The following is a 12,631-nucleotide window of genomic DNA, read 5'->3' on the forward strand; positions in this document are numbered from 1 at the left end:
CCGCCGCGCGCGGGCGCGACGACACGGGAACGGTCAGGCGTCGGTCAGGCGGCGCGGTCGTCCGTCAGACCCGAAATCGCCTGAATCAGGTTATCCTCCGTGACCTCCTCGGAGGTAAAGGTCCGCATCACACGGCCGGAATACATCGCGACGATCCGGTCGGAGACGTGCAGGACCTCGGGCATCTCGGAGCTGATGACGATCACGGCATAGCCCTGCGCGGCCAGGCCGCGCAGCAGCTTGTGGATCTCGGATTTCGAGCCCACGTCGATGCCGCGCGTGGGCTCGTCCACGATCAGCACGTTGGGATGCATCGACAGCCACTTGCCGATGACGATCTTCTGCTGGTTGCCGCCCGAGAGGTTGCCCACGCGCTGCTTCCAGCCCGGCGTGCGGATGTCGAGCTTGTCGCGATATTGATCGAAGATCGCGACTTCCGCGCCCTCGGCCATGAACGGCCCGGCCTTCAGATCGTCGACCTGGGGCAGGGTCATGTTGTCCCGGCAGTTCATGCCGAGCACGAGGCCCTGGCCCTTGCGGTCTTCGGGCACGAGGCTGATTCCCCGGGCGATGGCATCGGCGGGGGATGAGATCCGGACCTCCTCCCCATCGAGCAGGATCTGGCCCGCCGAGGGTTCGCGCAGTCCGAACAGCGTCTCGGCGATTTCGGTCCGGCCCGCACCGACAAGGCCGTAAAAGCCCAGAACCTCGCCGCGCCGCACCTCGAAGCTCACGTCGGAATAGAGCTTGCCGCAGCTCAGCCCCCGCACCTCCAGCGCGACATTGCCCAACTCGTGATGCGAGACGTTCCGGCTGAGGTCGAGCTTGCGCCCGATCATCATCTGCGTGACGCGCTCCTCGTCGGTGTTCTTGGTCTCGACCGTGCCCACATATTGCCCGTCGCGCAGAACGGTGATGCGGTCGGTGATCTTGAAGATCTCCTCCATACGGTGGGAGATGTAGATGATCCCCACGCCTTCCGCCTGAAGATCCGCGATCACATCGAACAGCACGACCTTTTCGGCATCGGTGAGCGAGGCGGTGGGCTCGTCGAAGATCACCGCCTTGGCGTCGACGGTGAGGGCGCGCGCGATCTCGACCATCTGCTGGTTGGCGATCGACAGATCGCCGACCCGGGTGCGGGCGTTGAAGCCAACTTTGAGCTTCTTCAGGATCGCGTCGGTCCGCTCATAGAGCAGCGCCCAGTCCACCCGGCCGAAGCTTTTGCGGGGCAATTCGCCGAGATAGATGTTCTCGGCGACGCTCAGCTCCTCGGCGAGGCTCAGCTCCTGGTGGATGAAGACGATGCCCTTGGCCTTGGCTTCGAGCGGGCCGTTCATCACCACCTGCTCGTCGCCCATGATGATCGCGCCTTCGTCGGGCTGATAGATCCCGCCCAGGACTTTCATGGAGGTCGACTTTCCGGCGCCATTCTCGCCCATCAAGGCGTGGACCTCGCCGGGAAGGACGTCGAACGACAGGCCGTCCAGCGCCCGCACGCCGGGGAAGGTCTTGACGATTCCCTCCAGGCGCAGAACCGGTTTCACGTCGGTCATATCTTCAGCTCCTCCTTGCCCTTCACGTTCAGCTGCCGGTCGAGGAACAGCACCGCGATCAGGATCAGGCCGATCACCAGGTTCACCGTCGACGTGTCCGCGCCGATATGGCCGAGGCCCTTGCGCAGAAGCTGGATCGCGATCACGCCGCCGAGCGTGCCGATGACACTGCCTGCGCCTCCGGTAATCCGCGTCCCGCCAAGCACGACGGCGGTAATGACCCACAGCTCGTAGAGCTGCCCGTCATTGGGATTGACCGAGCCGCTTTCGGAGTAGAACACGACCGCAGACAGCGCCGCCAGAAAGCCGATGATCGCGAAGTTGATCATCATGTGCGGGCCCACACGGATACCGGCATTTACGGCCGCTTCACGGTTGTTGCCGATGGCGTAGGCGTTGCGGCCATGCACGGTGCGGGTCATCACAAACCACAGAACCAGCGTCACGCCCGCAAGGAACCATGTCGCCGTGTGAAGCCCCAGGAACTGCGCTTCGGCATAGTCGACCAGCGTCCAGTTCAGATGGCTCGTCGGGTTTTCGCCGTTGAACATGAAGACGATGCCGCGATAGCCCAGCATCGCCCCCAGCGTGACGATGAAGGCGTCCACCCCCGTCTTCCACACGATCAGCCCGTTGAGCGCACCCAGAAGGGTGCCGACCGCAAGCGCCAGGAACCACGCCACCGGGATCACCATCACGTCGCCCAGCGTCCCGGTCAGCATGTCCATGCTGCCCAGCAGGATGATCGCGGCGATGGCGAAGGTCGCGCCGACCGAAAGGTCGATATTGCCGTTCACCATCACGATGGTCATGCCCATGGCGATGATGCCGATGGGGGCTGACTGCTTGAGCAGCAGCAGCATGTTTTCGTAATCCATGAACGCCTTGTCAGAGAGCGCGAGGAACTCGCCGGCGATGCTGAAGAAGATCAGCTGCAGGACGATGAAGCCCCAGATCGCGCCGCCTTTCAGCGCTTTGGAGAGTGCTCCGGGTTGCATGGGCTGCCTCCTCCCTTAAGCGAACGACGACCAGAGCTTGCCGCGCTTGGCTGCGATATCGAGCCAGACAGCAAGGATGATGATGATCCAGGTGACGACGAACTGGGCGTAGAACTGGAGACCCATCAGCAGCAGGCCGTTCTGGATGAAGCCCAGGATCAGCACGCCGATCACCGTCTTGAAGATCGTGCCCGAGCCGCCCAGCAGCGACGCGCCGCCCAGGATCACGGCTGCAAGCACTTCAAGCTCGAGCCCCTGGCCCACGGTGTTCTGCGACCCCAGGCTGCGGCTCGCCTGGATCAGGCCCGCCGTGGCCACGCAGGCGGCCGAGATCAGGTAACAATAAAACACGGTCCGCGCCCGGGGGATGCCCGAGAAGGTCGCCGCCGTCCCGTTGCCGCCCACCGCATAGACCTTCCGCCCGAACGGCGTCCGCGAGAGGGTCATGCCCAGCCCCGCCGCAAGGGCGATGAAGAGCAGGATCGGCACGGGAATGCCAAGAATGTCGCCCTGGCCGAAGAAGCCGAACCAGGTGCCCTCCTTATCGGCGATATCCATGTTCTTGCCGCCGGAATAGGTGAGCGTCAGGCCGTGGATGGCCGAGAGCATGCCCAGCGTCACGATCAGGGAATTGAGCTTCAGATAGCCGACCAGAAACCCGATGACCGCGCCGAGGCAAAGCGTCATGGCGAACATGGTGGGGATCGCCAGGAGTGGCCCTATCTTGTCGTGCAGATCCAGCACGACGATCGTCGAGAAGGACATCATCGACCCGACCGAGAGGTCGAGGTTCCCGCTGATCACCACGAAGGTGACGCCCAGCGCCATGACGCCGATGATGGCGGAGGACCGCACGACGCTCAGCAGATTGTCGGGCGAAAGGAATTTCGGGTTCGCGATGGTGAATGCGACGATGAAGATCACAAAGGCGATCAGGATGCCCTGTTTCGCCAGGACCGTGCCGATCTGCTGTCTGCTCAAGCTCGACATCTTTCCCTCCCGCTTGGCGCCTTCGCGCTGTGATACATCCGACATCGGACCCTCCCTGTCCCGTCGCCTCTTCTGCCGGGCCGTGGGCGCAGCCCTGCGCCCGCACGCCCGGATCGTTCGTCACACGAGCGTCATGCCACCGTCGATCATCACGATCTGACCGGTCATGTAGTCGCTGTCCCTGGAGGCGAGGAACGTCGTGGTGCCGGTGATGTCCGACGGCTTGGCGACCCGGCCCCGGATGATCCCGGCCGAAAACGCCTCCATGGCCTCGCCCGGCTTTTCGGCGGCGCCGATTTCGACCAGATCCTTGTCGACCTGATCCCACATCTCGGTCGCCACCACGCCCGGGGCGAAGCCCGTCACGGTGATGTCATGCTTGGCCAGATCGCGCGCGCCCGACTGGGTCAGCGACACGACGGCCCATTTCGACGCGCAATAGGGCGCGACGTTGTCGAATCCCTGCCGGCTGGCGATGGAGGCCGTGTTGACGATCTTGCCGCCATGGCCCTGCGCGATCATCTGACGGGCGGCTTCCTGCATGCCGATCATGCAGCCCAAGCCGTTGACGCTCATGATGAAATTCCAATTGTCCTCGGTCACGTCCATGAAGTTCATAGGCTTGTTCACGCCGGCATTGTTGAACTTCACGTCCAGGCGGCCGAACCGCTCGACGGTATGCGCGATCATCTCGCGAACTTGCGCGCGGTCGGTCACGTCCACGCGCGCCGACGTCACGGCGTCCGCACCCCCGTTCAACCTGGACCGGTTCGCTTCGGCGACCTCAGCGACCTTGTCGCCGTTGATGTCAGCGAAGCAAACCATCGCGCCCTCGTCCAGAAGGGCCTCCCCGATGGCGCGGCCTATGCCCTGCGCGGCACCTGTCACGATGCAAACCCGGTCGGATACACGTCCCAAAACACGCCTCCCGTCGTCTTTAAGGAAACCAAAGAAATGCGCGGGGCGCTCGGACCAGGTCCGCGCGCCCCGCCGTCGAGAGCGTCCTCAGAAGACGGGCTTGGAGAACTCGCCCATGTTGTCCTGAGTGATCTTCGGCGTGTCGAAGTAGTTCAGGAACGGCACGTCCTTGCCTTCGAGCACGTCGATGGCCGTCTGCAGCGCGGCCTCGGCGTCGTCGACCGGGGACTGGTAGATCGAGCCCCAGTAGTCGCCCGCTTCCATCGCCTCGTAGCCGACGGAGAAGTTGGTGGCGCCGACGAAGATGATCCCTTCGCGGCCCGCGGCCTTGGCGGCGTTCAGCGCGCCCACGCCCATGTTGTCGTCGCCAGCATAGACGCCGTCGATGTCGTCATACTTCACCAGGAAGGCTTCCATGACCTGCTGCGACTTCTCGCGGTTCCAGTCGCCCGGCTGCGTCTCAAGGAGGGTCACGTTCGGGCAGACCTCGGGCAGACGATCCTCGAATCCCTTGGCGCGCTCGATGGCGGTGGTGTAGCCCGGCTGACCGGAGATCTGAACGATCTGGGCTTCGTCCTGGATGCCCATCTCGGTGAACTTCTCGCACATGATCTCGGCCGAGCGCGCGCCCTGCGTGATGTTGTCGGGGCCCGAGAACGAGGCCACGAAGTCGAAGCCCGGCTCCGCGATGTTGGAGTTGGTCACGATGACCGGGATACCGGCCTGGTGCGCCTTGCGGACGGCGGGGATGACCGCTTCGCCATTGGTCGGCCAGATGATGATAGCGTCGACCTCCTGCTGGATCAGGTCCTCCATCTGAGCGATCTGCCGGGCCACGTCGCCGCCGGCGTCCAGAACGACCGACTCGACATTGTCGTTGGCTTCGGCGGCCGCGATGAACGCCTGCTCGTAGGTGGTCTGGTAACTGTCGACGCCGACGTTGTTCTGGGTGATCCCGATCTTGAACGTGTCGGCGGACGCTGCGCCGGCCAGCGCGATGAGCGCGGTGCTTGCAGCAAGGATCTTGCGAGTTTGCATGTGTCGTTTCCTCCCGGTGGGTCTTCGTTCTGGCCTGTTCGGCAAAACCTTCGCCGCGTGATTGCCCTCTGTCGGGTGCACCACTGCGACCCCCTGAGTGTTGCCGCGTCCATCCGATCCTGGTTTTAAAAAAATATCCGAATACGACTTTTTGATATCCAGTATGGATATTTTGTCGATACGTTACGGTTCCCTTTCCCTGCACACAAGAGAGACGCCTCATGGCGAACCAAAAGCCGTCCAGGCCGATATCCAGATCGGATACCCCGGCGGACAAAGTCGAGACAGCCCCGCCGGTCACGAAAGCCGCCCCCCGCATCATGAACGCATTGACAGGAAAAGCCACGCTGCCGAACGCGCCGCCCGAATCCCGGGGCGAGATGCAGGCCATGGTGGCGTTCCTGGAGGGTCTGACCAACGAATTGGAAGACACGTTCGACCTCAGGCAGCCGAACGCGCATCTTCGGATGATCATGCACCTGCTGCGTGGTCACTTCGAGGCGAAGACGGTCACCCCGACGGCTCTGATCGGCGCGAGCAACGCGCCTTATGCCACCGCGACCCGGCGTCTGAAGGAACTGGTCGATTACGGGCTGATCGAGCAGCGCCCCCGCACGAAGACGGGCAAGACCTTCTCGATGCATCCCAGCGACGCGCTTCTGTCGTCTTGGAGCCAACTCGCCGGGCGCGTGCGCCGTCTGGCCGAGCCTCATTTCGGGGCTGTCGATGGCTCCGGAAGGGAACAAGACTACTATTTCGGCGGCAGCTATACCACGCGCACCCATGCCATCCCTCCACTCAGCGTACGCCCGGAGCCTTTGCGCCTGCCCGGGGGCGTCCGCGTGCTGGTGCACGGAGATCCGACCTTCATGGTCATGGATCAGCTCAAGCGCCAGTTCGAGCAAGTGATCGGCACCGAGATCCGGCAGCGGGCCTTTTCGATCGACCGCCTGCGCGAAGAGGCGCTGCGTAACGCGGAACGCACCATGTCCCGCTATGACATCATCGCGGTCGATCTGCCCTGGATCGGGGAATTCGCCGAGCGCGGCGTGCTCTTGGCGCTCGATAGCGTGATGGATGTGGAAAGGCTCGACCCGGCCGATTTCCACACCGCTGGCTGGATGGGCACGCATTGGGGCGGGCGTGCCTATGGTGTGCCGGCACAGACGACGCCCGAGCTTCTGTTCTACCGCCGGGACCTTCTGGCCGCCGCCGGGCTGGAGCCGCCGGCGACGACTGACGCCCTGCTTCGCGCGGCAAAAGCCCTGCACGACCCGCGCCACGGCCGCTATGGCATCGCCTGGAACGCGGCCCGAGGCACGGCGCTGGGGCACACGGTTCTGATGGCGTTGGCGGATTTCGGTCAGCCGGTCGTGGACCTCCCGCGGATCGCCGGCGGCTATGACGCGAGCCGGCTGGCCTATGGCCGCTACAGGATCACCATCGACACGGAGGCAGGGTTGCGCGCGGCGGAGTTCCTGATGGAGCTTCTGAACTATTCCCCGCCCGACATCCTGTCGATGTCCTGGTTCGAGCGCATCCGGCCCTATGCCGCTGGCAAGGTCGCCCTGGCCTATGGATACACGCTGCTCGCCCCGTATTTCGAGTTGGACGAGAGCGCGCCGGCCCATGGACAGACCGGATTTCTGCCCCACCCGGCCGGCCCCGGCGGCAGCAGGATCGCCCCGGTCGGCGGCTATGTCATGGGCATCCCCGCCAATCTCGCGCCCGAGCGCATCCCGGACGCCGTCGAGGCGCTGACGGTGTTCACCTCGCGCGAGGCGCAGAAGCTTTATGTCCAGAACGGCAGCCGCACGAATGCGCGCTACTCCGTCGGGGCCGATCCGGAGGTGCGGCGGCTGTCGTCGATCTTCGAGGCGGTCGACGGCATGTCCTGGCGTGACGAGCTGCAATTCTGGCCGCGCCCGCCCATCCCTGAGATCACCGGGATCACGCAGATTCTGGGTGAGGAATTCCACGACATGCTGCGCGGGATCATCTCGCCGGGCCAGGCCCTGCGCCGGTCCCAGCACCGCGCCGACGCGCTCATCGAAATGAGACCACAGGTCTGACTGAGACAGAGGAGGAGACGACATGGACCCCAATCGCCTCAAGGGCAAGAACATCCTGATCACCGGTGCCGCGCGCGGAATGGGCGCGGCCAATGCCGAGGCGTTCGCCGCTCAAGGCGCCAATGTTTGCCTCGGCGACCTGGACCTCGACGCGGCCCAGGCCGTGGCGGAGAAGATCAACGCCGCGGGCAACGGCAAGGCCGTCGCGGTGAAGATGGACGTCACCAAGCGCGAGGACAACGCGGCCGCCGTCGCCAAGACGGTCGAGGCCTTCGGCTCGATCAATGTCGGCCTGTTCAACGCCGGTCTGAACAAGCCCCGGTTCTTCATGGACATCGACGAGGACAATTGGGACCTCATCATGAACGTGAACACCAAGGCGATGTGGCTTGGCATGCAGGAGACGGCCAAGCAGATGATCGCCCAGGGCCCGATGGAGGATCACCCCTACAAGCTGATCAATGTCGGCTCGATCGCCTCGCGCAAGCCCCTGATCGACGTGACGGTCTACTGCACCTCGAAATACGGCTGTCTGGCGCTTACCGAATGCGGCGCGCTCGGCCTCGCCGAGCACAACATCACCGTGAACGGCTACGCGCCCGGTGTCGTCGTCACCCCGCTCTGGGAACAGCTCGACAAGGACCTTGTCGAGATCGGCTTCAAGGAGCGCGAAGGCCAAGCCTATGACGACATCGTGCAGAACAACCTCGTCATCAAGCGCGTGTCCTATCCCGACGACATCACCGGCACGGCCTCGTTCCTGGCGTCGGACGACAGCGACTATATGACCGGCCAGATGATCTCGATCGATGGCGGCTGGGTCACGAAGTAAGCCGCCCTTTCCCTCATTCAAAACGACACTCGGGTGCGCACTCGCACCCGGAAGGAGCCTTTCATGTCACGCGCCCTGATGCCGAACATGCTCACCCCCCAGGACCTGGAGCCCAATTGGGAATGGCGCGAACGCCTTCCTGCCTGGGGTCATACGTCGGTCGATTTCGAGCGCCGGATCGACCATGACCGTCTGCGCCGCTACCGTCTCGCGCGGACGCGCCAGTCGCTGCAGAACTCGCAGGCCGGCTCGCTGCTGCTCTTCGACGTGAACAACATCCGCTACGTCACCGCGACCAAGATCGGCGAGTGGGAGCGGGACAAGATGTGCCGCTTCTGTCTGCTGACCGGCGATGACAGCCCCTATGTCTGGGACTTCGGCTCGGCCGCCGTGCACCACAAGCGCTATTCCGATTGGCTGGAGCCCGATCACTGCCTCGCAGGCGTCGTCGGCATGCGCGGCACGATTCCGCCCGATTTCGGCCTGATGCAGAAATACGCCAAGATGATCGCGCAGCTTATCAAAGACGCGGGCATGGCCGACATGCCGGTGGGCGTGGACTATGCAGAGACCGCGATGTTCCACGCGCTTCAGGCCGAAGGCATCAAGGTCGTGGACGGTCAGCAGATCATGCTGGCGGCGCGCGAGATCAAGAACTGGGACGAGATCCAGCTGCTGACGCAGGCGGCCACCATGGTCGATGGCGTCTACCACATGATCTACGAAGAGCTGAAGCCGGGGGTGCGCGAGAACGACATCGTCGCGCTGTCGAACAAGATGCTCTACGAGATGGGCTCGGACGACGTCGAGGCGATCAACGCGATCTCTGGCGAGCGCTGCAACCCGCACCCGCACAACTTCACCGACCGTCTGATCCGGCCGGGCGACCAGTGCTTCTTCGACATTCTCCAGTCGTATCAGGGCTACCGGACCTGCTATTACCGGACGTTCAACGTGGGCCGGGCGACCCCGTCCCAGACCGACGCCTATATCCGGGCTCGGGAATGGATCGACGCTTCGATCGAGATGATCCGGCCGGGCGTGACGACGGACAAGGTGGCCGAAGTCTGGCCGACCGCCGAATCCCTTGGCTTCCCCAACGAGGACGCCGCCTTCGGCCTGCAATTCGGTCACGGCCTGGGCCTCGCGCTGCACGAACGCCCGATCATCAGCCGCGCGATCAGCCTCGATCACCCGATGGAGATCCAGACCGGCATGGTCTTCGCGCTGGAGACCTACTGCCCGGCAAGCGACGGCTATTCGGCCGCGCGCATCGAGGAAGAGGTGGTAGTCACCGAGACCGGCTGCGAGGTCATCTCGCTCTTCCCGGCCGAAGAGCTGCCGATCGCGAACCGGTACTGACCATGGCCAATCCGTTCGACTTGACGGGCCGTCGCGCGCTCGTCACCGGCGGCGCGACGGGCATCGGCGAGGGCATTGCCCTCGGCCTTGCCGCCGCCGGGGCAGACGTGGCGCTGACCTATCGCAGCCATGCGCCCGAGGAGACGCTGGCCAAGATCGAGGCCGCGGGCCGCAAGGGCGCGGCCGTCCAGGCCGATTTCACCGGCATGGACGAGGCCGCGGCGGCCGAGGTCACGGGCTTCGCCGCCGATGCGCTGGGCGGGCTCGACATCCTGGTGAACAATGCGGGCATCATCTACCGGGAGGAGTCGGTGGACATGCCGCTCTCCGAGTGGCGGCGCGTGCTCCAGGTCAACCTCGATTCCGTTTGGCTGCTGAGCCAGGCGGCGGGCAAGCGGATGGTCGAGCGAGGCTCGGGCAAGATCGTCATCGTCAGCTCCGTCCTGGGCAGCCAGGGCGGGCTGCGGGTGCCGGCCTACACATCCAGCAAGCACGCGGTGATCGGCCTGACCCGCGCGCTCTGCAACGAATGGGCGCCCCATGGCGTCAACGTCAACGCGATCGCGCCGGGCTATACCGCGACCGACAACACCCAGGCGCTACGCGACGACCCCGAGCGGTCGCGCGCGCTGCTCGACCGGATTCCGGCCGGGCGCTTCGCCGACTCGTCCGAGATGGCGGGCGCTGCCGTCTTCCTCGCCTCCGACGCGGCCTCCTATTGCCATGGCAGCGTCGTGACCGTGGATGGCGGCTGGCTGGCCCGCTAAGGGAGAAGACATGACCGAGACACTCAAGGGAAAGACGGCGCTGGTCACGGCCGCCGGGGCAGGGATCGGCGCGGCCTCCGCGACGGCCCTCGCCGAGCGCGGCGCCACCGTGATCGCGACCGATATCGACGGCGACGCGGTGGCGCGTCTGGCAGAGACTTCCGACCGGATCACCGCCGAGCGACTCGACGTTCTGGACGCCGCCGCCGTGCAGGCGCTGGTGGATGCCGCGCCGCCCATCGACATTTTGGTGAACTGCGCGGGCTGGGTCCATAGCGGCAGCATTCTCGACTGCGACGAGGCCGCCTGGGATCGCTCCTTCGATCTGAACGCCAAGGCGATGTATCGGATCACCAAGGCCGTCCTGCCGGGCATGGTGGAGCGCGGCGCGGGCTCTGTCGTCAACATCGCCTCGGTCGTCTCCAGCCTGAAGGGGGTGCCCAACCGCTTCGCCTATGGCGCCTCCAAGGCCGCGATCATCGGCATGACCAAGGCCATCGCCGCCGATTTCGTCCAGCAGGGCATCCGCTGCAACGCGATCTGCCCGGGCACGGTGGAGAGCCCCTCCCTCAAGGAGCGGCTGGCGGCCACGGGCGATTTCGAGGCCGCCCACAAGGCGTTCACCGCGCGCCAGCCCATGGGCCGGTTCGGCACGCCGGAAGAGATCGCCGAGATGGTTGCCTATCTCGCCGGAGACCTGTCCGCCTTCACCACCGGCCAGACCTTCGCCATCGATGGCGGGATGACGATCTGATGGGGTTGGACCGCGCGGCCTCCATTGCGGATCTGCGGCTGAAGGCAAAACGGCGCATCCCGCGCTTCGCCTTCGATCTCGTCGATGGCGGGGCCGAAGCCGAAGTGAACCTCCGCCGCAACGAGGAGGCCTTCGAGGAGGTGTTGCTCACCCCGCGCTACATGGTGGACGTGTCGCGGATCGACACCGGGACGGAGGTCTTCGGCGAGAGCTTCGCCGCGCCGTTCGGCATGGCGCCCATCGGGATGCTGAACGCGTTCTGGCCCGATGCGGATCTGACGCTCGCGCGGCTCTGCAAGCGGCAGAACGTGCCCTATGTAGCCAGCTCCGCGGCCTCGACGACGCTGGAGGCCCTGGCCGAGGCCGCCGACGGCAATGGCTGGTTTCAGCTCTATGTCTCCAGCGACGACACGGTGACCGAGGGGCTGATCGCCCGGGCCGAGGCGGCGGGCTATGAGGTGATGATGGTCACGGCGGATGTGCCTGCCGCAGGCAAGCGCGACCGCGACATCCGAAACCAGCTTTCGGTGCCGTTCCGCTTCACGCCCGAGGTCGTCCTGCAATGCGCGCTCAACCCGCGCTGGGCGCTGACCAGCCTGAAACACGGCACGCCCAATGTCGCAAATTATGCGGACCTTCTGCAAAGCGCGACAAGCTATGCCGATGTGCAAAAGACGCTGATCACGCCCAGCTTCGACTGGGAGAGCCTGCGGCGTCTGCGCGACCGCTGGAAGGGCAAGCTGCTGGTCAAGGGCATCCTCCATCCGCAGGACGCGCTGCGCTGCGCGGAGATGGGCTGCGACGGGGTCGTCGTCTCGAACCATGGGGGCAGACAGGTCGCCTTCGGCCCGCCGACCATCGAGGCTTTGCCCGCCATCGCCGAAGCCCTTGGCGGGCGGATCCCGATCCTGCTCGACAGCGGCGTGCGCCGGGGGGCCGATTTCGTGCGGGCAAAGGCGCGCGGCGCGGATTTCGTACTCGCGGGCCGGGCGCTGGCCTATGGGGTGGGCGCGGGCGGGCGCGCGGGCGCAGAGCGCGCGATGGAGATCCTGCTCCTTGAATTGCAGCGCGCCCTGGGACAGTTGGGAGTGCCGCGCTTCGCCGATGTCACCCGCTCCGCGCTGAGCGACATGCCTGCGAGCCAGGACTAGGGTCGCGTTCACCGCCTTATGGTCGACGCGCGCCGGTTTGGTGTGTCGCGGAGAAGGAAAGCGCGCGTCCTCTCGACCCCCGGTCGGACTCTGGCCGACCTTGCCTCCGCGCGGCGCGTTCGCGATTGAGGCCGAAAACGATTGCCAGGACCGGATCGCGACCGCAATCTGAGGTCGGCTCGCTCGCAATCGG

General features: G+C 65.2%; 11 protein-coding genes. 6 read left to right on the forward strand and 5 right to left on the reverse strand.

Annotated elements, in window-relative coordinates; all coding sequences use genetic code 11:
• Positions 1-44: 44 nt before the first annotated feature.
• From DTQ71_RS17055 to DTQ71_RS17075, 5 genes are all read right to left on the reverse strand, one after another.
• Positions 45-1,556: a sugar ABC transporter ATP-binding protein gene (locus tag DTQ71_RS17055; protein ID WP_109565511.1), complete on the reverse strand. Its 1,512-nt coding sequence runs from the start codon at positions 1,554-1,556 to the stop codon at positions 45-47.
• Positions 1,553-2,554: an ABC transporter permease gene (locus DTQ71_RS17060; protein WP_109565512.1), complete on the reverse strand. Its 1,002-nt coding sequence runs from the start codon at positions 2,552-2,554 to the stop codon at positions 1,553-1,555. Before DTQ71_RS17060 ends, DTQ71_RS17055 begins: the two co-directional genes overlap by 4 nt.
• A gap of 15 nt (positions 2,555-2,569) precedes the next feature.
• Positions 2,570-3,544 (reverse strand): ABC transporter permease, encoded by a 975-nt coding sequence (locus DTQ71_RS17065; RefSeq protein WP_109565592.1) that lies wholly within the window; start codon positions 3,542-3,544, stop codon positions 2,570-2,572.
• A 120-nt stretch (positions 3,545-3,664) separates the two neighbouring features.
• On the reverse strand, positions 3,665-4,462 hold the full coding sequence (locus DTQ71_RS17070; protein ID WP_109565513.1) for an SDR family oxidoreductase: 798 nt from the start codon (positions 4,460-4,462) through the stop codon (positions 3,665-3,667).
• An 87-nt stretch (positions 4,463-4,549) separates the two neighbouring features.
• A complete protein-coding gene (locus tag DTQ71_RS17075; protein ID WP_109565514.1) occupies positions 4,550-5,500 on the reverse strand; it encodes a sugar ABC transporter substrate-binding protein in 951 nt (316 codons plus the stop codon).
• Positions 5,501-5,820: 320 nt separating this feature from the next.
• Between DTQ71_RS17075 and DTQ71_RS17080 the strand changes: the two genes are divergently transcribed.
• The 6 genes from DTQ71_RS17080 (at position 5,821) to DTQ71_RS17105 (ending at position 12,438) form a co-directional block, all read left to right on the forward strand.
• Positions 5,821-7,572, forward strand: a complete 1,752-nt coding sequence (locus tag DTQ71_RS17080) for an ABC transporter substrate-binding protein (RefSeq protein WP_109565515.1) — start codon at positions 5,821-5,823, stop codon at positions 7,570-7,572.
• 22 nt (positions 7,573-7,594) lie between these two features.
• The gene (locus tag DTQ71_RS17085; RefSeq protein ID WP_109565516.1) at positions 7,595-8,404 is read left to right on the forward strand and encodes an SDR family NAD(P)-dependent oxidoreductase; all 810 of its coding nucleotides are present in this window, start codon (positions 7,595-7,597) and stop codon (positions 8,402-8,404) included.
• A gap of 63 nt (positions 8,405-8,467) precedes the next feature.
• Complete coding sequence (locus DTQ71_RS17090) at positions 8,468-9,766, forward strand: M24 family metallopeptidase (RefSeq protein ID WP_109565517.1); 1,299 nt, start codon at positions 8,468-8,470, stop codon at positions 9,764-9,766.
• 2 nt (positions 9,767-9,768) lie between these two features.
• Entirely contained in the window at positions 9,769-10,533 is a 765-nt protein-coding gene (locus DTQ71_RS17095) for an SDR family oxidoreductase (protein WP_109565518.1), read from the forward strand.
• Positions 10,534-10,543: 10 nt separating this feature from the next.
• Positions 10,544-11,287 carry an SDR family oxidoreductase gene (locus DTQ71_RS17100; protein ID WP_109565519.1) on the forward strand — a complete coding sequence of 248 codons (744 nt, stop codon included), beginning with the start codon at positions 10,544-10,546 and terminating at the stop codon, positions 11,285-11,287.
• Positions 11,287-12,438: an alpha-hydroxy acid oxidase gene (locus tag DTQ71_RS17105; RefSeq protein ID WP_109565520.1), complete on the forward strand. Its 1,152-nt coding sequence runs from the start codon at positions 11,287-11,289 to the stop codon at positions 12,436-12,438. The genes DTQ71_RS17100 and DTQ71_RS17105 overlap by 1 nt, the downstream gene beginning before the upstream one ends.
• The last annotated feature ends 193 nt before the right edge of the window (positions 12,439-12,631 follow it).

The sequence above is a fragment of the Jannaschia seohaensis genome (genome assembly GCF_900116765.1).
Lineage (GTDB): Bacteria > Pseudomonadota > Alphaproteobacteria > Rhodobacterales > Rhodobacteraceae > Jannaschia > Jannaschia seohaensis.

Excerpts from the sequence above, each read along its gene's own strand:
- DTQ71_RS17055 (WP_109565511.1), bottom strand. The coding sequence starts at position 1,556 with ATGACCGACGTGAAACCGGTTCTGCGCCTGGAGGGAATCGTCAAGACC.
- DTQ71_RS17060 (WP_109565512.1), bottom strand. The coding sequence starts at position 2,554 with ATGCAACCCGGAGCACTCTCCAAAGCGCTGAAAGGCGGCGCGATCTGG.
- DTQ71_RS17065 (WP_109565592.1), bottom strand. The coding sequence starts at position 3,544 with ATGTCGAGCTTGAGCAGACAGCAGATCGGCACGGTCCTGGCGAAACAG.
- DTQ71_RS17075 (WP_109565514.1), bottom strand. The coding sequence starts at position 5,500 with ATGCAAACTCGCAAGATCCTTGCTGCAAGCACCGCGCTCATCGCGCTG.
- DTQ71_RS17080 (WP_109565515.1), top strand. The coding sequence starts at position 5,821 with ATGAACGCATTGACAGGAAAAGCCACGCTGCCGAACGCGCCGCCCGAA.
- DTQ71_RS17085 (WP_109565516.1), top strand. The coding sequence starts at position 7,595 with ATGGACCCCAATCGCCTCAAGGGCAAGAACATCCTGATCACCGGTGCC.
- DTQ71_RS17090 (WP_109565517.1), top strand. The coding sequence starts at position 8,468 with ATGTCACGCGCCCTGATGCCGAACATGCTCACCCCCCAGGACCTGGAG.
- DTQ71_RS17095 (WP_109565518.1), top strand. The coding sequence starts at position 9,769 with ATGGCCAATCCGTTCGACTTGACGGGCCGTCGCGCGCTCGTCACCGGC.
- DTQ71_RS17100 (WP_109565519.1), top strand. The coding sequence starts at position 10,544 with ATGACCGAGACACTCAAGGGAAAGACGGCGCTGGTCACGGCCGCCGGG.
- DTQ71_RS17105 (WP_109565520.1), top strand. The coding sequence starts at position 11,287 with ATGGGGTTGGACCGCGCGGCCTCCATTGCGGATCTGCGGCTGAAGGCA.